The sequence below is a fragment of the Nonomuraea polychroma genome, from assembly GCF_004011505.1.
GTDB classification, from domain to species: Bacteria; Actinomycetota; Actinomycetes; order Streptosporangiales; family Streptosporangiaceae; genus Nonomuraea; species Nonomuraea polychroma.
The window spans coordinates 7,995,396-8,014,457 of sequence record NZ_SAUN01000001.1 but is presented as its reverse complement, the minus strand read 5'-3'; the positions used below and the strand labels follow the sequence as shown (position 1 = coordinate 8,014,457).

The following is a 19,062-nucleotide window of genomic DNA, read 5'->3' as shown; positions in this document are numbered from 1 at the left end:
GGTGGTCAGCTGTGCTCAGCTGGAGAAGAGCGCCACGATGAGCACGGCGATCACCACGGCGGCCGCGGCGGCCACCGCCATGAGCACCAGCATGCCGCTGCGGTTGCCCGAGGGCTTCTGCTCCGGCTGCCCGGCGATGGCGAACAGGTCCGTCCCTAGGCCCTTGCTCTGATGCGGTCCCTGCTGCCCCGCCTGCTGCGGCATCGGCGGCTGGGGCATCCCGTGCGGCTGTGGCGCGGGCTGCGGCCGGCCCGCCGAAGGCGCGGGCGGGTACACCTGCTGGCCAGGTGAGCCGCTCGGCGGTGTCTGGATACGCATGGTGGAGATGGCGCCCTCGTCGCCTGGCTGCTGCGGCGGCCGCCCCTGCTGTGGCGCCGTGGGCCCCTTGGGGCGCGCGATGTTGACCGTCCGCTCGGGATCGAACTCCGCCTCGGAGGACGCCGCCTGAGGCCCACCACTCCCGGGCCCGCCGGCCTGAGCACCAGGCCCGCTGCCCTGGGCTCCCGGCCCGCCGGTCCGCATCCCCGGCCCGCCGGCTCGCGGCCCGCCCGTCTGCGAGCCGGGACCCTGCGGGGCCGGTTGCCGGCCCTGCGGATAGCCGGTGCTCTGCGGCGCGGTAGGCACGTTCGGGCCGCGCATCGGCCCCTGAGGCCCCTGGGGTCCCGACGCCGGCCCTCGCCCGCCTCCGGGCCCCTGAGGCCCGGACACAGGCTGCGGTCCCGGGCCGCCCGCACCGGGGCCGCCGGTGTGCGGCACCCCTGGCCCGCCCGCGCCCGGCCCGCCTGGACCTCCCCGTCCTGCGGGGCCGTGGCCGGGGGCGCCTGCACCCGGCCCGCCCGGACCGGCGGGGCCCTGCATGCCGGCGGGGCCGTGCACGCCGGGGCCGACCGGGCCGTGTCCACGACCGGCGGCGCCTGGGCCGCCGGGTCCTTGAGCTCCGGGGCCACCCTGCGCGCCCGGGGCTCCCGAGCCGGCGGGGGGCTTCGAAGCGGCGAACGGATCGGGCAAGGGTGCCTCCTGCGCCATGAGAGCCTCGGCCGTCAACACCGGCATCTCGCTCGTCGGGGTGTCGGCGACCATGCGCAGCAGGGTCTCCGCCTTGGCGGCGTTGAGCCGCTGCCGGTAGTCCTTGTTCAGCAGCCCGTTGAGCACGGGTCGTAGCTGCCCGGCCTGCGTGGGCGGGTCAGCGCTCTCGGTGAGCAGCGCCGCCAGCGTCTCCGCGATCGTGGACCGCTCGTACGCAGGCCGTCCCTCCACCGCGAAGTAGAGCGTCGCGCCGAGCGACCAGATGTCCGACTCCGGCCCGGTGTACTCACCCCTGGCACGTTCCGGGGCCGTGTAGCCGGGCGAGCCGATCACCATGCCCGTCTTCGTCAGCCGTGAGTCACCCTCGGCCTTGGCGATCCCGAAGTCGGTCAGCACCACGCGGCCGTTCTCGGTGATGAGCACGTTGCCCGGCTTGACGTCGCGGTGCGTGATGCCCTGGGCGTGCGCCGCCCGCAGCGCGCCGAGCAGATCGACGCCGATCTCGGCCACCAGCCGCGGCGGCAGCGGTCCCTCCTCCTCGATGACCTGCTCCAGCGAGCGGGCCTCGATGAGCTCCATGATGATCCACGGGCTGTTGTCGTGGATCAGCACGTCGTGGATGGAGGCGACGGACGGGTGGTTGATCCGCGAGGCGATGCGGCCTTCGCGGACCATACGTTCGCGCAGCTCGGTCCGCTGTTCCTCGGTGAGTCCCGGGTCCTGGCGGATTTCCTTGACCGCCACCTCGCGCCCGAGCGCGCGGTCGCGGGCGCGCCACACGGTGCCCATGGTTCCCCGACCGAGCGGGGCGATGAGCTCGTAGCGCTCCGCGAGCAGGCGTGTCTGCTGTTCCGGCATGAGAAGAAGATATCGATTCTCGCTTGGGAAGTGCTTTACCCTCGCTTGCGAAGTTCTCTTGGCCAGAACCGCCGAGGAAGGCACAACTTTATCACCGTCGCTTTGAAACGGGCATAAGCGGACGGTGTGGGCCGCGGTTCAACACGCTTCCTGTGCACGCCCTCGCCGGGTTTGCGTTCTTGCCGCGGTACGGGAACGGACGGCGCCGCCGTAAGGACGTCGGCCCGGTGCAGCCCGCGGTGCGCGGGCCTGCGGGTGAAAGACGGCGATGTGATCCCTGGTCCGGAACGTGCCGGATTGCGCGGCGTCAGCGGCTCCTCGGCCGAGCCGCCCGCGGCCACCCTGGCCAGCATGAGCGAGGCGCGTACGGAGTCGAGCCTGGTCTGCGGGTCGATCCTGAGCAGCGCGTCGAGCACGGGGGCGAGCGGGCCCGCCTTGGACATCGGGATGGGCTCACCGCTGGTGAGCGCCGCGAGCGCGGCGGCGGCCGTACGCCGGCCGTGCAGGCCCCTGCCCTCGACGGCGGTGTAGAGGGTCGCCCCGAGCGACCACAGATCGCCTGCCGGGCTGGCCTTCGAGCCGAGCACCCGCTCCGGTGCGATGTATCCCGCGGACCCGAGGACGATCCCCGCCTGGGTGATGGAAACGTCACCTTCGAGTGCGGCCAGACCGAAGTCGGTGAGCACCGCCCGGTCCTCGGTCACCAGCACGTTGCTCGGCTTGACGTCGCGGTGCAGGATCCCCTTGGCGTGCACGGCCCGCAACGCGCCGAGGATCTGCCTGCCGATCTCGGCGACCCTGCGCGGCTCGAGCGCGCCCTCCTCCTGGATGAGCTGCTCCAGCGACTTGGCCCTGAGCAACTCCATCACGATCCACGGCCGGTCGTCCTCGGTGACCACGTCGAAGACGGTGATCACCGAGGGGTGCGCGACCATCGCGGTCGCGCGGCCCTCGCGCTCGGTGCGAGCGCACAGCTCGGCACGCAGCTCCTCGTCGAGCACGGTGGGCAGCCGCACCTCCTTGACCGCCACGTGGCGGTTGAGCAGCTCGTCGTGTGCCCGCCAAACGGTGCCCATGCCACCGCGCCCGACAGGCTCCATGAGCCGATAGCGCGCCGCGAGTAGGTAACCGGAGGGCGCACGCATGCCTGGCAGCTTACCTATTTGTGTAAACCGACCAGTAGAGGCGCGGCCGATAAATTGTTGCGAACTTAAGTCAACTGGCCTGACTCGCCCCGTCAGCAAACCTGGCGGCCGACAGTGCGGTGTTCATCCCCCGGCGCCATCGTGATCGTGAACTCGCTCGGCGACGAGACCGCGCTCGGATCGCCTCTCAGGACGGCCGTCAGGGACCGTCGTCGTGACAGCGGCCGGCCGCCTCCGCATCGTCCCAGCTCACCGAGGGTGTGTCGGGAGGCACACACGCCGGGCGCAGAAAGATGCATGATGCCTACCAGGGGACTTTCATGTACGGGGAAGGCCGGCGGACAGGAACTCGGGAGCCGTTCGTCAGTGAGTTGTAAGGGTGTCGTAAGGGGGCGGGGGCATGGTTAAGCCAAGAGAGAAGGCGATCTCCCAGAGACGGCCGAAAGTGTCAGTGCCGAACGTCACACTGGGGGGTGAAACCGGAGTTCGACAACACTAACCGCAGACCGTTGAGGGACGTGATGAAGATGCGCCAGACACAGGTTCGCCGCCGGCCGAGGAAGCCGAGCGGAGCCGCGCTGGACCTTCGCACGCCGTCGGGGCGCAAGCTCCCCTTTTGAAGACCCGGAATCCGCAGCGCAATATGAGAGGTGCGCGATGTGCAGTCATTACCCCCCGTGCCCCAGTGCCGACGCGCCCGACCGTGAGGCGTCGCATGTGATCTCGGCCCACCCCGACCAGGGCTGGAGCCTGCTGTGCAACGGTGTCGTGCTGTTCGAGGACACTGGTCTGCTGCTGCCCGACGGCACCGTCGTCGCGCCGCACCGGGCGCCGCTGCAACTGGCCGCCTGACCGCCCTGGCTCACCCGACCCCCCAGCTCAGCGACCCCTAGCTCGCCCCAATCCCCAGCTCACCCGACTCCCCGCTCAGAGGCCTCTAGCTCACCTGACGCCGGTGCCGAGCGATGTGACCACCCGGCACCCCGCGGCGTCGGCCTCCGCTCAGCGACGTCCGATCGTCATGACGGGCCCTGTGCGATCGGTGAAGAAGTCCTCGCCCTTGTCGTCGACGACGATGAACGCCGGGAAGTCCACCACCTCGATCTTCCAGACCGCTTCCATGCCCAGCTCGGGATATTCGAGCACCTCCACCTTCTTGATGCAGTCCTGGGCCAGCCTGGCCGCCGGACCGCCGATGGAGCCCAGGTAGAAACCGCCGTACTTCTGGCAGGCCTCCGTCACCTGCTTGGACCTGTTGCCCTTCGCCAGCATCACCATCGAGCCGCCCGCCGCCTGGAAGCGCTCGACGTACGAGTCCATCCGGCCGGCCGTCGTGGGTCCGAACGAGCCGGACGCGTAGCCTTCCGGCGTCTTGGCCGGCCCCGCGTAGTAGACGGCGTGGTCCTTCAGGTATTGCGGCATCTCGCCGCCGTTGTCCAGCAGTTCGGCGATCTTCGCGTGGGCGATGTCGCGGGCGACCACGAGAGGGCCGGTGAGGGACAGCCGGGTCTTGACCGGATATTTGGTCAACTCGGCGAGGATCTCCGGCATCGGCCGGTTGAGGTCAATATGCACGACATCGTCGGACAGGTGCTCGTCGGTCGTCTCCGGCAGGAAGCGCGCCGGATCGGTCTCCAACTGCTCCAGGAACACGCCCTCCGGCGTGATCTTCGCCAGCGCCTGGCGGTCGGCCGAACACGACACGGCGATGGCCACCGGGCAGGACGCCCCGTGCCGGGGCAGGCGGATGACGCGGACGTCGTGGCAGAAGTATTTCCCGCCGAACTGCGCCCCGATGCCCAGCTTCTGCGTCAGCTCGAAGACCTTCGCCTCCATCTCCAGGTCACGGAAGCCGTGCCCGGACGGCGACCCCTCGGTGGGGATCGAGTCGAGGTAGCGGGCGCTGGCGTACTTGGCGGTCTTGAGCGCGTACTCGGCGGAGGTGCCGCCCACGACGACCGCCAGGTGATACGGCGGGCAGGCCGCGGTGCCCAGCGAGCGGATCTTCTCCTCCAGGAAGGCCATCATGCGCTTCTCGTTGAGGACGGCCTTGGTCTCCTGGTACAGGAACGACTTGTTGGCCGAGCCGCCGCCCTTGGCCATGAACAACAACTTGTACTCGTCCGGATGGCCGTGCGGGTCCTCGGCGTAGAGCTCGATCTGGGCCGGGAGGTTGTTGCCGGTGTTCTTCTCCTCCCACATGGTGAGGGGAGCCATCTGCGAGTAGCGCAGGTTGAGCCGCGTGTAGGCGTCGTACACGCCGTGGGTGATGTGCTCGGCGTCGCGCCCGTCGGTCAGCACGTGGCGGCCGCGCTTGCCCATGACGATCGCCGTGCCGGTGTCCTGGCACATCGGCAACACGCCGCCAGCCGAGATGGAGGCGTTCTTCAGCAGGTCGAGCGCCACGAAACGGTCGTTGCCGCTGGACTCGGGGTCATCGACGATCTTCCTGAGCTGGGCGAGGTGGGACGCCCGGAGGTAGTGGGAGATGTCATGGACGGCCGTCTCGGTGAGCAGCCGCAACGCCTCCGGCTCGACCTCGAGGAACGTACGCCCAGCCGCCTCGACCTTCCGCACCCCCTCCGTTGTGATCAGCCGATACTCGGTCTCATCGGCTCCCAGCGGCAGCAGGTCGGTGTAGTCGAACTCGCCCATGTCCATCCTTTCGCGTTGCCTAGAGATTACGCGCCCCGTCGCCGCATTCGTGCTGGGCCCTTGTGCGGTGGCGTCATGCGCCGTTGTAGAGCCGCCAGGGGTCGACGCCCGTTCCGTGAACAGCGACGCCGACTTCATGGCTCCTACGGGCGGTCGGATCGCTCACCGTGCCGGAGGCGACGCGGCCCGGGTGGCCTCCAAGGGTCTCGAAGGCCGCGTGCCAGCGTGTCCAGTCACGGCAGACCTGTTCGAAGTGAGGGCCGAGGACTTTGCTGCGGAAGGTGCTCTGGACGCGGTGCCAGACCGCCGGGGCGCGGCCAGGGCGTTCCAGGTCGCCCCAGTAGGGGCGCATGACGGAGTGGTAGAAGGTCACCAGTGGTTCGGCGATGCGGTATCGGGAGCGGTTGCGGCGGAAGGCGTCGGTCTCGTGTGTGATCATGCCGACGTCCTGCAGAACGCCGAGCGGGTGGGCAAGGTCGGTCGACTTACGGCCCAGATAGTCCGCGATCCCGCCACGGGCGCCGTTGCCGTGGGCAATCGCGGCGAGCACCGAGTGATACAGGGCGGTGTCGTGGAGTTCAGGCTCCTCAGCCAGGAGGTAGCGGCCCTCGCGGAAGAGCGGGCGCGCGGGATTGAGTACGGCACGCGCCACCCAGGCGTCGAAGTCGTGGGGGTCGGCAGGGACGTCGCCGTGGGTGAACTCCTGGCGGTAGGCAGGGGTGCCGCCGACGATCGCGTGGGTGAGCAGGGCGGTGCGCGGGTCGCTGAGCTCCCAGAATTCCGCGGCGAGCCGGAAGTCCAGCGTGGGTACGAGCAGTTCGAGTCCGGCGCGTCCGCGCAATGGTGCGCTGCCGGAGAGCAAACGGCTCATGAAGGACACGGCGGAGCCGCACAGCAGGAGCCGTACCGGGGTGTTGGTGTGCTGTGCGGTGGGGTCCAGAGCGCGCTGGATGACGGACGGGAGCGAGGGGGATGCCTCGGCGAGAAAGGGAACTCATCGATCACCGCGGTGACCGGCCGGCCCTGATCCGCCAGGCGCATCAGCTCAGTGACCGCTTCGTTCCAGCTGGTGAAACGGAAGGGGGTGGGCTGGCCGCGGTGGCGCGCCAGAGCCGCCCCGAACTCGTGGAGTGCGTCGGCTTCCGTGCTTTCCGTGGCGGTGAACATGAAACCGCCGGTGGCGCGGGTGAGGGCATGCCCGCTGGTCAGTCTGCCCGGCGACACCGGCTATGGGGCATCGGCTGCCGGAGCATGATCCCGGTGGCGTTCGGCCGGCACGGCCGTAATCGTGTTGGCGGCCCCGGCATCCCTTCGATCCTGGCCGGCGGTGAGGCCCACGACGATGCCCGCGATCACCAGGCCGGCTCCGAGCAGGTCGTACGCGGATGGCGTGGCGATCCCCAGCACCACCCCCGTGACGATCGCACCCACCGGGATGAGCCCCGCGAACAGTCCGGCCAATCCGGGACCGAGCTTGGGAAGCGCGGTGTACCAGAGGAAGAAGGCCAGCACCGTGATGACCACGGCCAGGTAGGCGAATCCGAGCGCCTCCGCTGCCGTGGGCGTCCTGAACATCGCGGCGCCCTCGCTGAGCAGCCCGACCGCCACCAGCATGGGCACCGACAGCGCCGTCGAGTACGCCGACAGCCTGATCGCCCCCAGCTTCGGCAGCAGCGGGATGGCCAGCACGGAGAAGCTCACCTCGCCCACCAGCGCGCCCAGCGCCCACAGCAGGCTGGTCAGGTTCCCGCTGCCGAGCCCCGTGGCCAGCGTCGCCCCGGCCACCACCACGCTCGCCCCGATCAGCAGCCGGGGCGCGGGGCGCCCGCCCGCCAGCGCCAGCCACAGCGGCACGGTGCCGAGGACGGTCCCGACCAGGGCCGGGCCCGAGGCGCGCGTCGACTCGATCACGCACACGTTGAAGAGCACCAGGCCGAGCAGGGTGAGCCCGCCGAGGCAGAGGAGCTCGCGCAGCGTCAGCCGTACGAACCGAAGGCCGAGAACTCGGGTTATGAGGACAAGGATGACGGCCGCGACGAGATACCGGACGGCTTGCCCGCCGTATATGGGGTATGCGCCGACGAGCCCTGACACCCCGGCCAGCGTCCCCACCAGGAACATGGCCGAGGCGGCGCCCAGTATGCCGTTTCTCATGTGAAGGATGCTAAGGAGACAATGGTTCGCGCAAACAGTCCAATGTCCGGCCGGAAGACGGGACCAATATGGCTGACCTCCATATCCATATAAATCGCGATAAGGGGGGCATAGCTGGGCAGATCGCGTCCGAGTTGCGCGACTCCATCCGCGGCGGCCGGCTGGCCCCGGGCACCCGCCTGCCCGCCACCCGCGACCTCGCCACCGACCTCCAGGTCTCCAGGGGCGTGGTGGTGGAGGCGTACGAGCAGCTCGTCGCCGAGGGGTTCCTGGTCTCCAGGGTGGGCGTCGGCACCCAGGTCACCCCCAAGAACTCCCCGGTGACCACCCGCAGGCCGCCCCTGGCCGTGCCCCTGCGAGCCGAGCCGGTGGGCCGCTCCACGGCCAGCCCCTACTACGGACACCGCCCCACCTCGCCCGACCTGGGCCACTTCCCCAGGGAGCGCTGGCTGGCGGCGGTACGGCACGTCCTGGCCACCGTGCCGTCCGACGCCCTCGACTACGGGGACCCGGGCGGCGTGCCGGAGCTGCGCGAGGAACTGGCCGGGTATCTCAGGAGGGTCAGGGCGGCCGACGTGCGGCCGGAGAACGTCGTCATCGTCGGTGGCGTGGCCCAGGGGCTCAGTCTGGTGCTGCACGTGTTGTCCCAGCACCGCGCGCCGCGCCTGGCCGTCGAGGACCCCACCAGTCACCGCCAGGTCCCGCTGCTCAGGCGGGCGGGCGCGCACCTGGTGCGGGTGCCCGTGGACGAGGAGGGCCTGGACGTCCGGCGGCTGAGCGGGGACGCGGTCCTCGTCACACCGGCGCACCAGTACCCGACCGGCGTGGTCCTGTCCCCGTCCCGCCGCGCCGCCCTGATGGAGTGGGCGGCCGCGGGCAACCGCGTGATCCTGGAGGACGACTACGACGCCGAGTTCCGGTTCGACCGCGACCCGGTCGGCTGCCTGCAGGGCCTCGCCCCGGACCGGGTGATCCTCTCCGGCAGCGTCAGCAAGGCTCTCGCTCCGGGGCTGCGCATGGGCTGGGTGGCGGCGCCTGCCGAACTGGCCGGGGCGATCCGGCGGGCGCGGGGCGAGCAGGACCTGGGCTCGCCGGTCATCGACCAGTACGCGTTGGCCCATTTCCTGCGTACCGGCGGCTATGACAAGCACCTGAGGCGGATGCGCAGAGAGTATCGGCGCCGCCGGGACGCCCTGGTCGCGGCGCTGGCGGCGGAGTTGCCCGAGGTGCAGGTCAAGGGCATCGAGGCGGGCCTGCACGCGTACCTGGAGCTGCCGGGCGGCTGGGACGAGCATGAGGTGGCGCGGATCGCGCAGGCCATCGGCGTGTCCGCCGAGCCGGTGGGACCCATGCGGGAGGCGCCGGGGCCGCCGGCCGTGGTGGTGGGTTTCGCGCGACTGCCGGCGCACAAGGCCGCCGAGGCCGTTCGGGGGATAAAGAGCAGACTGTCAGGACAAAGCGCAGGCATGCCCCTCAGGCCTTGTACGGCTCCGCGGCCTGCTTCGGCTGGAACCCGGGGGCCAGTGCGATGATCGCGGCGGCCAGCACCAGCGGCGCGACGAACGCCACCCGCATGTCCGTGGCGTCCGCGATGCCGCCCACGAGAGCCGCGCCCACGATGAAGCCGACGTAGTTGAAGAGGTTCACCCTGGCGATGGCCACCCCGGTCCCGGCGGGGTCGAGCTTGCCCGCCGCCGAGAACGACTGCGGCGCCACCACCGCGAGCCCCATTCCGGTGAGGCCGAACGCGATGATGGCGAGCGGCTGGTTCGGGGCCAGCACGACGCCGAGGAAACCGAGCGTGGCGATCACGCCGCCGATCCTGACGATGGCGGCGGCGCCGTATCGCCTGGCCGCGACGTCGCCGCCGAGCCGGACGGCCAGCGTGGTGGCCTGGTACGCCGCGTAGGCGAGCGGGATCACCGCCGGTCCCGCAGCCAGGACGTCCTTCATGAACAGGGTGTTGAAGTTGGAGACGGCGGCGTCGCCGATGTACAGGAAGGCCATGGCCAGGCACAGCGGGAGGATCGGGCGCCACGGGAACCGGCCGTCGGCCTGGACGGAGGTGCTCTCGACCTTCTCCTCGTCGATCGTGCACAGGTTCGGCCCGGCGTAGAGGGAGCCGGCCACGGCGAAGACCATGGGGATCCCCATGACGACCGGCAGCGGCAGCCCGGCGGCGACCGACGCCCACAGGGCTCCGGCCAGGCTGAACACGCTCCACACGCAGTGGAAGCCGTTCAGCACCTGCATGCCGTACCTGCGCTCGACCGCGACGCCCTGCATGTTCATGCCCGCGTCCACCGCGCCGACCGCCACCCCGAACACCAGCAGCACCGGCACCAGCAGCGGCACGCTGGGAGCGAGCCCCGCCAGCACCACGGCCGCGGCGACCACAGGCTGGGCGATGCGCAGCAGCAGCTTGCTGCCCAGCCGGGCGGCGAACGCGCCGGCCGCCACACTGCCGACGCCCGCGAACACGGGCACGATCAGCAGCAGCACCGTCAGCGTGCCCTCGTCGAGCCCGTGTTTGGCCTGCAGGTTGGCGACCTGGATGAGCAACGAGGCGAAGGACAGGCCTTGTACGGCGTAGACGGCGTACGTGGCGAGGCGGGCCTGGCGATCACGCGGGGACGGCACGGCGGCCTCCTGATTGGGGGAGATCAAACGTGAGCCGGGGTCAGGTTAGCGGCAGGCCTGGCCGCAGCGCCAGCACGAGATCACAAGATCACGAGATAGGGTGCCGGGGTGAATCGGGGAGAGGCGCGAAGGGACCGCATCCTGGCCGCCGCTCTCCTGGAGTTCGCCGAGAACGGCTACCGTGGGGCGTCGCTGGCCCGCATCGCCGAGCGGGTGGAGCTCTCCCAGGCCGGGCTGCTGCACCACTTCAAGAGCAAGGAGCGCCTGCTCGTCGCGGTGCTGGACTACCGGGACGAGCTGGACGCGAGCAAGTTCGACATGACCTCGGCCGGCGGGATCGACGCGTTGCGGGCCCTGGTCGGCGTGGTGGAGCACAACGCCCGGATGCCCGGGCTGGTGCAGCTGTTCTCCGTGATCAGTGGCGAGGCCGTGACGCCGGACCACCCTGGGCACGAGTGGGCCAGGCGGCGCTACCGGCGGTTGCGCGCGGACATGGCGGCGGCGCTGCGGCGCGGCGTCGAGCGCGGAGAGTTCCGTGCGGACCTCGACGCCGAGGCGCACGCCGACCGGCTGATCGCCATGATGGACGGCCTGCAGACGCAGTGGCTGATCGACCCTGACCGGGTGGACATGGCGGCCGTCTTCCGAGGCTACGTGGACGACCTCATCGCCCTCCTGCGCCCGCCGATGTGACAACGTCATTGTCTGGCTACGTCCGGCGCCGTGATGACGTCGTCGGCTTTCTCGGCGGCCGCTCCTTCGCCGCTCAGTTGCTTGGCCGCGGCCCACACCCCCAGGGCGAGCAGCGCGGCGACCTCCGTGACCGCGAGGCCCCGCTCCACCAGCCCGAGCGGCATGACACGCCACCACGGCATCCCGGTCTCCGCGGCGATCAGGATCATCGCGCCGATGAACAGGACCCACAACACCGAGCAGATCCCGAGCCCGAACGCCACGAGCGTGGCTCTCGATCGTTCCCGGTGCCGCCATGGCCGGGCGATGATCGTGACCGCCAGCGGCAGGCATACGAACGCGATGATGCTGCCCACGCGGTGGATGCTGCCACTCGTGCTCGGCCCGACCGACCAGTCATGCTTCTCGAACCAGGCCGTGAGGAACAACCCCACGCTCCACCCCATGAGCGCCACGGTGCCGAAGATCCCGGCGATCTTCTTGCGTGCCAATGACACGCCGATGGCCACCGACCCGGCGGCCAGCAGGCCCACCGCGAGCCCGAAGATCCAGCCGTCAGGGCCGAGGCCGTGCTCGCTGATGGTCCGCCTGATCGGGTTCATCTCGTCGAGGCTCGTCAGCTCCAGGCCCAGGATCACCGTGACGCCCGCGCCTGCCGCACCAAGTCCCCATCGCGCCGGTTGATGCACGCACACCTCCCTTTGTCTGGATCAACGGGATGAGTGTGCGCGGAGATTCCAAAAATTTCATGAGAGTGCGCGCCGGATGAGGTCCTCGCTCAGCTCGCGCAGCCGCTTCCTGGCCTCGAGATCGTACGCCTGCGCGTCGGCCCGGCTCTCCCGCTGCTGGTCGAAGTAGCGCCCGGTGACGCCGTCGAGCTCGTTCACCAGCCGCAGCGTGGCCTCGGCGCCCTGGCCGACGCTGCTGATCGGCGGGACCAGGGCCTCGCGGACCATCGAGGTGTTCATGAACGTCGCGGGGTGGAGGGCGTTGACCGTCACGCCGCTGCCCGCCAGTTCCTCGGCCAGATCGAAGGTGAACATGATCTGCGCCAGCTTGCTCTGGCTGTAGGCGCGCTGACGGCCGTACCCCTGGGTCAGCATCGGGTCGGCGAAGTCGATGGCCTGCTGGCCCGCGGAGGCCACGTTCACCACGCGGGCCGGCGCCGAGGCCGTCAGCAGCGGGACCAGCCGCCGCGTCAGGTGGTATCCGGCCAGGTAGTTGACCGCGAAGCGCAACTCGATGCCGTCGGCGCTCAGCTGCCGACCGGAGAACGGCTTGCCGCCGCCGACCCCGGCGTTGTTGACCAGCACGTCCAGCCGGTCGAACCGCTCCAGCACCTCCGCGGCCATCCGCTCGACCTGGCGCAGCTCGGCGAGGTCGGCCTGGATGCCCTCGGTCCGGCCGCCGGCCCGCTCGCGTGCCCGGCGTATCCGCTCGGGGTCGCGGCCGTGCACGATCACGAGCTCGCCTGCTGTCGCGAGCCTGCGGGCCAGCTCCCTGCCGAGGCCGTCGGTGGCGCCGGTGATCAGGATCGTCCTCATGCTTCCACCCCCATAATACGAGACATCGTGACTCGAATATAAACGAGGCACGGTGTCTTGTAAAGTGAGGCGGCATGGCAGGCAGACCGCGCAGCGAAGTGGCCAGGAAGGCGATCCTCCGGGCGGCGCTCGACCTGTGCGCCCGCGACGGGTACCAGAGCGTGACCATGAAAGGCATCGCCCAAGCCGCGGGCAGCGGCCGCCAGACCGTCTACCGCTGGTGGCAGACCAAGGCCCAGGTGCTGCTCGAAGGGTTGACGGAGATCCTGGCCGCGGAGGTCCCGCCCATTCCGGAGACCGGCGACGCGCGGGCCGACCTCGTGGCGTTCCTGCGGCAGGCGTTCGCACTGGCGAGGGGTGTCGCGGGGCAGGTCGTCGTGGGGCTCATGGCCGACGCCCAGTACGACCAGGCGCTGGCCGCCGAGCTGCGCTCCAAGATCATCATGCCGCGCCGGCGCGCCCTGCGCTCGGTGCTCGAACGCGGCGCCCTGCCCGCCGGTGTGGACCCGGAGCTGGCCGTCGATCTCATTTACGGCGCCATGTGGTACCGCCTGCTCAATCGCCACGCCGACGTGAACGGTGAACTCGCCGAGGAGATCGCCGGGCTGCTCGCGCGAATCCGTTAGGAGTGGCCGATTCGGGACGAGCGAATCGCGCGGGCGCCGGATATCGTCATATGTGTGAACGAACGCGCGGGATCCTGGTTGCCGAAGCTGCAGGAAGTCGGAGAGCGGCTGGCCGAGGAGTTCGTCTCCGCGCGCCGCCTGCCGGCCGCGGGCGACGTGCCGCCGCCGCACGAGCTGCGCGCCTCCGACGCCGACCGCGAGCGCATCGCGCAGGTGCTCCAGGACGCGCACGCCGACGGCCGGCTCACCCTGGAGGAGCTGGAGGAGCGGCTCGGCGTGCTCTACGCCGCGCGCACGCTGGGCGAGCTGGCGCAGCTCACCGGCGATCTCCTGCCCGCCGACCAGCAACCGCTCAACCTGGACGGCCGTCCCGTGTCGGCCATCTTCAAACAGGAGCAGCGCGGCGGGCGCTGGGTCGTGCCCGCCGAGCTCACGGTGACGGCCATGTTCGGCACCACCAAGCTGGACCTCCGCGACGCGATCCTGCAGAACCGGCGGATCATCATCAACGCCACGCTCGTCTTCGGCGGGCTGGAGATCCACGTGCCCGAGGACCTCGAGGTCATCAGGGTCGCCAAGGGCAAGACCGTCCGGCTGAACAAGCAGCCGACCGAGCCGGGCGCGCCCGTGGTCGAGGTCCGCACCACCAACTTCGCCGGCGACGTCAAGGTCAAGGAGCCGCCCCGCCGCAAGCGCCGCCGCTGACGGGGCCGCCCCGCCGCAAGCGCCGCCATTGACGGGGCCGCTCCTTTGAGGGCTCAGCCCGCCGTGTCGAAGTTGATCGCGCTGTACGCGCGCAGCTTCCAGAGCTGGTGCTCACTCTCGATCTTGCGGATCGTGCCGGAACGGCCGCGCATCACCAGCGACTCCGTCACCGCGGAGCCGGCGCGGAACCGTACACCCTGCATGAGCTCGCCGTGCGTGATGCCGGTCGCCGCGAAGAACACGTCGTCGGACCTGACCAGGTCGTTGGTCGTGAGCACCTGGCTGAGGTCGTGTCCCGCGTCGATGGCCTTGCCACGCTCGGCGTCGTCGCGCGGCCACAGCTTGCCCTGGATCACCCCGCCGAGGCACTTGAGCGCGCACGCGGCCACGATGCCCTCAGGCGTGCCGCCGATCCCGAGCATCAGGTCGATCCCGGTGCCCGTGCGGGCCGCCATGATCGCGCCGGCCACGTCGCCGTCGGTGATGAACTTGATGCGCGCGCCCGTCTCCCTGATCTCCTTGACCAGCCGCTCGTGCCTGGGCCGGTCCAGCACGACCACCGTCACGTCGGACGGGGAGCAGTGCTTGGCCCTGGCGACCGCGTTGATGTTGGCGGACACGGGGGCCTCGATGTCGACCAGGTCGGCCGCCTCCGGGCCGGTGACCAGCTTCTCCATGTAGAACACGGCCGAGGGGTCGTACATGGAGCCGCGCTCGCTCACCGCGATGACCGACACGGCGTCGGGCATGCCGAGTGCGGTCAGCCGGGTGCCGTCGATGGGGTCCACGGCCACGTCGCAGTCAGGGCCGCTGCCGTCACCCACGTGCTCGCCGTTGAACAACATCGGGGCGTGGTCCTTCTCGCCCTCGCCGATGACCACCACGCCGTTCATCGAGACCGTGTTGATCAGCTGGCGCATGGCGTTCACCGCCGCGCCGTCGGCGCCGTTCTTGTCACCGCGGCCTACCCACCGGGCCGCGGCCATCGCCGCCGCCTCGGTGACGCGGACGAGCTCCAGCGCCAGGTTTCGATCGGGCGCGTGCTCGCTCGTGGCGAGCGCGGGCGGTACGGAATCGGACATCATTGGCCTCCTCGCAGACAACTCTCTCGATCGTAGTTGCCCTTCTCTTCCCGCCCAGAGGGGGATAATCTGCCTGGTCCGGCTTAGTCCTGTGCCTGCGGCGGGCTGCGGAGGCATCGGTAAGCTCGAGTTGGGAACGGATTTTGCGCCATACCCTGTGCGCGTCAGGGATCTTGCCTTCACCATGGAGCATGGCGCCGCGCCGTGGAGGAGGGCGAATGAGCGATGTGGAAAACGTGGTGGCTCAGCCGCGCACGTCCGAGCGGGGAGCGGCGACACGAACCTCGCTGCTCGCCGCCGCGCGGGAGGTCTTCGTCTCCAAAGGTTTCGCCGAAGCAGGCGTGACCGACGTGGTGGCGCGGGCCGACGCCAGCGTGGGCAGCCTCTACCATCACTTCTCCGGCAAGGCCGACCTCTACCTGACGCTGTTCGAGGAGTGGCAGGCCCGGCAGACCCAGCGGACCAAGCAGGCGGCCAGAGCGGCCCGCGCCGACGGCGAGAGCGACCCCATGCGGGTGTTCCTCAGCGCCGCCCGCGCCTACCTCGACGGCTGCCTGGAGGAACGCGAGGTGGCCGCGCTGTTCCTGCGTGGCGACGGCCCGCCCGGCTTCGACGTGGTCATGCGCGACCGGCTGCGCATGTGGGCGCAGCGCAATGCGGCGTTGTTCGAGGACCAGCCCGCACTCGTCGTGGTGATCACCGGCGCGCTGGCCGCGGCCGTCTCCGAAGTCGTGCGCACCGGCGACCGCGGGCTGGCCGAGGAGGTCCTCGCGATCATCGGGCAGATCCGCCCGACCGGGTCCGCGACCGCCTCCTCCAGCGGGTAACCTCGCCAACTGTGCGACGGTTCACCGAAGGTTTCTATGGCTACGTGGTAGCGCTCTGCGTCTGCCTCGCGGGGGCGGGGTTGTTCCTGCTGGCCGCCCCACAGGGGCGCGAGGCGCACATCCCGCGGCGCGACTACTCGATCACCGTCGCCAACTTCGGCCACTCCGTGCCGTACGCGGTGTGGGCGCCGCGACAGGACCCGCAGGACTGGGTGCCCAACAGCAACAGGATCGCCAAGGGCGAGAACGGCGCGCAGGTCCTCTACCTCGGCTACGCCACGGCCAAGCTGCAGCATGCGATGTTCGCGCAGAGCAACGAGCAGCCCGCCGCCGGCTTCGCCAGCCGCATGGCCAACTCCGACAAGGCCGTCGGCACGCAGCAGGTCGGCGGGGTCACGTGGGAGCAGCGCTACCGCGAGGACAAGAACCAGCGCACGCTGGTCCGCTTCCTGCCCGACGTGACCCTCGTGATCACCGGCACGGCCGACTGGCCGGAGCTGGCGCAGCTGGCGTCCGTCCTGCAGGAGCGCCCCAAGGACTGATCGAGTCAGGCGCTCTCGGCGTCGCACGCGATGCGTCGAAGCCGGAAAAGCAGCGTGCTGGACAGCGCCTGTCGCAGGCGCGAGCAGCGAGGCCGCTCAGACGTTGCCGCTCAGACGTTGAAGCGGAACTCGACCACGTCGCCGTCGCGCATCACGTAGTCCTTGCCCTCGACGCGGGCCTTGCCGGCGGCGCGGGCGTTGGCGATCGAGCCGGCCTCGACCAGGTCGTCGAAGGAGACGACCTCGGCCTTGATGAACCCGCGCTGGAAGTCGGTGTGGATCACACCGGCCGCCTCCGGCGCGGTGGCGCCCTTGCGGATCGTCCAGGCCCTGGTCTCCTTCGGCCCGGCCGTCAGGTAGGTCTGCAGGCCGAGCGTCTCGAAGCCGACCCTGGCCAGCTGGCGCAGCCCCGACTCCTCCTGGCCGACCGACTGCAGCAGCTCCAGCGCCTCCTCCTCGTCGAGCTCGACCAGCTCGGACTCGATCTTGGCGTCGAGGAAGACCGCCTCGGCCGGGGCGACCAGCGACGACAGCTGCTCCCTGAGCGCGGTGTCGGTCAGCTCGTCGGCGTCGAGATTGAAGACGTACAGGAACGGCTTGGCCGTCAGCAGGTGCAGCTCGCGCAGCTCGGTGCCGTCCAGGCCGCTCTCGAAGATGGTCTTGCCGGTCTCCAGGACCGCCTTGGCGGCCTCGGCGGCCTCCAGCGCGGGCTTCTTGTCCTTGACGTTGCGCGCCTCCTTCTGCAGGCGCGGGATGGCCTTCTCGACCGTCTGCAGGTCGGCCATGACCAGCTCGAAGTTGATCGTCTCGATGTCGCGCTTGGGGGCGATCTCGCCGTCCACGTGCGTGACGTCCGGGTCGCTGAAGACACGGATGACCTGGCAGATCGCGTCGGTGTTGCGGATGTTGGAGAGGAACTGGTTGCCCCTGCCCTGCCCCTCCGAAGCCCCCTTGACCAGGCCCGCGATGTCGACGAACTCGACCTTGGCGGGCAGGATGCGCGCCGAGCCGAAGATCTCGGCCAGCACGGGCAGGCGGTCGTCAGGCACGCCCACGATGCCCACGTTGGGCTCGATGGTGGCGAACGGGTAGTTCGCGGCGAGCGCGTTGCCGGTCTTGGTCAGCGCATTGAACAGCGTGGACTTACCGACGTTGGGCAGGCCGACGATGCCTATAGAGAGACTCACGGAGCCCAAGTTTACGTGCTGAGCGTAACGAGCGTGTCGGGCGGGAACGGCGTGCCGAAGTCCTGCAATCATCGATGGAGTGGACGTGGTCTCGGTTCTCATCGGTCTCGCCGTCGGGTTGCTCATCGGGTTCCTGGTCGCCAGGACGCGAGCGGCGGTGCGGGTGGCCGAGGCCGACGCGCGGGCCAAGAGCGCCGCCGAAAAGCTGGTCTACGTCGAGGAGCAGCTGGCCGAGCGCTTCCAGGCGCTGTCCACGCGCGCGCTCGACGTCAACAACATCCGGTTCCTGGAGCTGGCCGAGACCAGGCTGGCGGCCAGCCGCGCGGAGGCCGCGGGCGAGCTGGAGCAGCGCAAGCAGGCCGTCGAGCACCTGGTCGAGCCGCTGAAGGACGCGCTGTCGCGGGTCGAGGCGCAACTGCGCGACACCGAGTCGGGCCAGCGCGCGGCGCGGGCGGAGCTGGCCCAGCAGATGGAGTTCATGCGCCAGAGCCACGAGCAGCTGCGTTCCCAGACCACCGCCCTCGTGAGAGCGTTGCAGCGGCCGGAGGCCCGCGGCCGGTGGGGCGAGCTGCAACTGCGCAGGGTCGCCGAGATCGCCGGCATGCAGCGTCACTGCGACTTCGACGAGCAGGTCACGGAGGGCTCCATGCGGCCCGACATGGTCGTGCGGCTCGCCGGCGGCAAGAACATCGTGGTTGACTCCAAGGTCTCGCTGGCGGCCTATCTGGAGGCCGCGGAGGCGTCGGACGAGTCGCTGGCCACGGTCCGGCTCGACGCGCACGCCAGGCACGTGCGCGAGCACATCGACCGGCTGGCCGCCAAGTCCTACTGGCAGGCGTTCAACCCGTCGCCGGAGTTCGTGGTGCTGTTCATCCCCGGCGAGGCGTTCCTGGCGCCGGCGCTCGAACGCGATCCCGGGCTGCTGGAGTACGCCATGGCGCGGCGTGTGCACATCGCCACGCCGACGACGCTGATCACAATGCTGCGCACCGCTCATTACGCCTGGCAGCAGGCCGCGCTGAGCGAGAACGCGCGAGCGGTGTTCGAGCTGGGCAAGGAGCTGTACGACCGGCTGTCGTCGCTGGGCAGGAACGTCGATGCGCTGGGCAAGGCGTTGACCCGGGCCGTGGAGGCGTACAACAAGTCGGTCGGATCGCTCGAAAGCCGCGTCCTGGTCACCGCACGCAAGCTGCACGATCTGGGCGTTGTGGACGGCGATCTGGACTCACCTGGGATGCTCGACGGGCTCCCGAGACCCCTGTCATCCCCCGAACTACTCGAAACGTCGCCTCTGATTTCCAGCTCGAACGGTAAGTTGGCCCACGGGTCGCAGTAAACGGGGCCAATGAATGGGGGGCGGTCCAGTGGGGGAGAAAGG

At 70.1% G+C, this 19,062-nt stretch carries 18 protein-coding genes; 8 read left to right on the top strand and 10 right to left on the bottom strand.

The genetic code is table 11. The features are described from left to right. Positions 1-15 precede the first annotated feature (15 nt). Entirely contained in the window at positions 16-1,884 is a 1,869-nt protein-coding gene (locus EDD27_RS36480; RefSeq protein ID WP_127936443.1) for a serine/threonine-protein kinase, read from the bottom strand. A gap of 35 nt (positions 1,885-1,919) precedes the next feature. Beyond that, positions 1,920-3,029 (bottom strand): serine/threonine-protein kinase, encoded by a 1,110-nt coding sequence (locus tag EDD27_RS36475; protein ID WP_127936442.1) that lies wholly within the window; start codon positions 3,027-3,029, stop codon positions 1,920-1,922. Positions 3,030-3,686: 657 nt separating this feature from the next. On the opposite strand from EDD27_RS36475, the gene EDD27_RS36470 reads away from it, so the two are divergent. Then, the gene (locus tag EDD27_RS36470; RefSeq protein WP_127936441.1) at positions 3,687-3,881 is read left to right on the top strand and encodes a DUF5999 family protein; all 195 of its coding nucleotides are present in this window, start codon (positions 3,687-3,689) and stop codon (positions 3,879-3,881) included. A gap of 150 nt (positions 3,882-4,031) precedes the next feature. Here EDD27_RS36470 and EDD27_RS36465 read toward each other — a convergent pair whose 3' ends face one another. The 3 genes from EDD27_RS36465 to EDD27_RS36455 form a co-directional block, all read right to left on the bottom strand. After that, positions 4,032-5,684 carry a fumarate hydratase gene (locus EDD27_RS36465; protein WP_127936440.1) on the bottom strand — a complete coding sequence of 551 codons (1,653 nt, stop codon included), beginning with the start codon at positions 5,682-5,684 and terminating at the stop codon, positions 4,032-4,034. A gap of 73 nt (positions 5,685-5,757) precedes the next feature. After that, positions 5,758-6,555: an AAA family ATPase gene (locus EDD27_RS36460; RefSeq protein ID WP_206641808.1), complete on the bottom strand. Its 798-nt coding sequence runs from the start codon at positions 6,553-6,555 to the stop codon at positions 5,758-5,760. A 356-nt stretch (positions 6,556-6,911) separates the two neighbouring features. Next, the gene (locus EDD27_RS36455) at positions 6,912-7,838 is read right to left on the bottom strand and encodes a DMT family transporter (protein WP_127936439.1); all 927 of its coding nucleotides are present in this window, start codon (positions 7,836-7,838) and stop codon (positions 6,912-6,914) included. Positions 7,839-7,906: 68 nt separating this feature from the next. On the opposite strand from EDD27_RS36455, the gene pdxR reads away from it, so the two are divergent. Then, complete coding sequence (gene pdxR / locus EDD27_RS36450) at positions 7,907-9,370, top strand: MocR-like pyridoxine biosynthesis transcription factor PdxR (RefSeq protein WP_127936438.1); 1,464 nt, start codon at positions 7,907-7,909, stop codon at positions 9,368-9,370. Here the strand turns inward: pdxR and EDD27_RS36445 are convergent. Further along, entirely contained in the window at positions 9,312-10,478 is a 1,167-nt protein-coding gene (locus tag EDD27_RS36445) for an MFS transporter (protein WP_127936437.1), read from the bottom strand. The genes pdxR and EDD27_RS36445 overlap by 59 nt on opposite strands. A 108-nt stretch (positions 10,479-10,586) precedes the next feature. Here EDD27_RS36445 and EDD27_RS36440 point away from each other — a divergent pair, with 108 nt between their 5' ends. Then, the gene (locus EDD27_RS36440) at positions 10,587-11,171 is read left to right on the top strand and encodes a TetR/AcrR family transcriptional regulator (protein ID WP_127936436.1); all 585 of its coding nucleotides are present in this window, start codon (positions 10,587-10,589) and stop codon (positions 11,169-11,171) included. A 5-nt stretch (positions 11,172-11,176) separates the two neighbouring features. On the opposite strand, the gene EDD27_RS36435 is transcribed toward EDD27_RS36440, so the two are convergent. Together EDD27_RS36435 and EDD27_RS36430 are read right to left on the bottom strand one after the other, a co-directional pair. Next, on the bottom strand, positions 11,177-11,860 hold the full coding sequence (locus EDD27_RS36435) for a DUF998 domain-containing protein (RefSeq protein ID WP_127936435.1): 684 nt from the start codon (positions 11,858-11,860) through the stop codon (positions 11,177-11,179). Positions 11,861-11,917: 57 nt separating this feature from the next. After that, entirely contained in the window at positions 11,918-12,715 is a 798-nt protein-coding gene (locus tag EDD27_RS36430; protein WP_127936434.1) for an SDR family NAD(P)-dependent oxidoreductase, read from the bottom strand. A 74-nt stretch (positions 12,716-12,789) separates the two neighbouring features. Here EDD27_RS36430 and EDD27_RS36425 point away from each other — a divergent pair, with 74 nt between their 5' ends. Both EDD27_RS36425 and EDD27_RS36420 read left to right on the top strand, forming a co-directional pair. Then, the gene (locus EDD27_RS36425; RefSeq protein ID WP_127936433.1) at positions 12,790-13,341 is read left to right on the top strand and encodes a TetR/AcrR family transcriptional regulator; all 552 of its coding nucleotides are present in this window, start codon (positions 12,790-12,792) and stop codon (positions 13,339-13,341) included. A gap of 54 nt (positions 13,342-13,395) precedes the next feature. Further along, positions 13,396-14,046: a DUF1707 SHOCT-like domain-containing protein gene (locus EDD27_RS36420; protein WP_127936432.1), complete on the top strand. Its 651-nt coding sequence runs from the start codon at positions 13,396-13,398 to the stop codon at positions 14,044-14,046. Positions 14,047-14,099: 53 nt separating this feature from the next. On the opposite strand, the gene glpX is transcribed toward EDD27_RS36420, so the two are convergent. Continuing rightward, complete coding sequence (gene glpX / locus EDD27_RS36415; protein WP_206641807.1) at positions 14,100-15,128, bottom strand: class II fructose-bisphosphatase; 1,029 nt, start codon at positions 15,126-15,128, stop codon at positions 14,100-14,102. 218 nt (positions 15,129-15,346) lie between these two features. Between glpX and EDD27_RS36410 the strand changes: the two genes are divergently transcribed. Together EDD27_RS36410 and EDD27_RS36405 are read left to right on the top strand one after the other, a co-directional pair. Next, positions 15,347-15,955, top strand: coding sequence for a TetR/AcrR family transcriptional regulator (locus EDD27_RS36410; protein ID WP_127936430.1), 609 nt, complete (start codon positions 15,347-15,349; stop codon positions 15,953-15,955). An 11-nt stretch (positions 15,956-15,966) separates the two neighbouring features. Further along, a complete protein-coding gene (locus EDD27_RS36405) occupies positions 15,967-16,497 on the top strand; it encodes a DUF4245 domain-containing protein (protein ID WP_127936429.1) in 531 nt (176 codons plus the stop codon). Positions 16,498-16,607: 110 nt separating this feature from the next. Here EDD27_RS36405 and ychF read toward each other — a convergent pair whose 3' ends face one another. Continuing rightward, complete coding sequence (ychF, locus tag EDD27_RS36400; protein ID WP_127936428.1) at positions 16,608-17,684, bottom strand: redox-regulated ATPase YchF; 1,077 nt, start codon at positions 17,682-17,684, stop codon at positions 16,608-16,610. A gap of 79 nt (positions 17,685-17,763) precedes the next feature. On the opposite strand from ychF, the gene EDD27_RS36395 reads away from it, so the two are divergent. After that, positions 17,764-19,020: a DNA recombination protein RmuC gene (locus tag EDD27_RS36395; RefSeq protein ID WP_127936427.1), complete on the top strand. Its 1,257-nt coding sequence runs from the start codon at positions 17,764-17,766 to the stop codon at positions 19,018-19,020. Positions 19,021-19,062 lie beyond the last annotated feature (42 nt).

Excerpts from the sequence above, each read along its gene's own strand:
- EDD27_RS36475 (WP_127936442.1), bottom strand. The coding sequence starts at position 3,029 with ATGCGTGCGCCCTCCGGTTACCTACTCGCGGCGCGCTATCGGCTCATG.
- glpX (WP_206641807.1), bottom strand. The coding sequence starts at position 15,128 with ATGTCCGATTCCGTACCGCCCGCGCTCGCCACGAGCGAGCACGCGCCC.
- EDD27_RS36455 (WP_127936439.1), bottom strand. The coding sequence starts at position 7,838 with ATGAGAAACGGCATACTGGGCGCCGCCTCGGCCATGTTCCTGGTGGGG.
- pdxR (WP_127936438.1), top strand. The coding sequence starts at position 7,907 with ATGGCTGACCTCCATATCCATATAAATCGCGATAAGGGGGGCATAGCT.
- EDD27_RS36410 (WP_127936430.1), top strand. The coding sequence starts at position 15,347 with ATGAGCGATGTGGAAAACGTGGTGGCTCAGCCGCGCACGTCCGAGCGG.
- EDD27_RS36430 (WP_127936434.1), bottom strand. The coding sequence starts at position 12,715 with ATGAGGACGATCCTGATCACCGGCGCCACCGACGGCCTCGGCAGGGAG.
- EDD27_RS36465 (WP_127936440.1), bottom strand. The coding sequence starts at position 5,684 with ATGGGCGAGTTCGACTACACCGACCTGCTGCCGCTGGGAGCCGATGAG.
- EDD27_RS36425 (WP_127936433.1), top strand. The coding sequence starts at position 12,790 with ATGGCAGGCAGACCGCGCAGCGAAGTGGCCAGGAAGGCGATCCTCCGG.
- EDD27_RS36480 (WP_127936443.1), bottom strand. The coding sequence starts at position 1,884 with ATGCCGGAACAGCAGACACGCCTGCTCGCGGAGCGCTACGAGCTCATC.
- EDD27_RS36470 (WP_127936441.1), top strand. The coding sequence starts at position 3,687 with ATGTGCAGTCATTACCCCCCGTGCCCCAGTGCCGACGCGCCCGACCGT.
- EDD27_RS36460 (WP_206641808.1), bottom strand. The coding sequence starts at position 6,555 with ATGAGCCGTTTGCTCTCCGGCAGCGCACCATTGCGCGGACGCGCCGGA.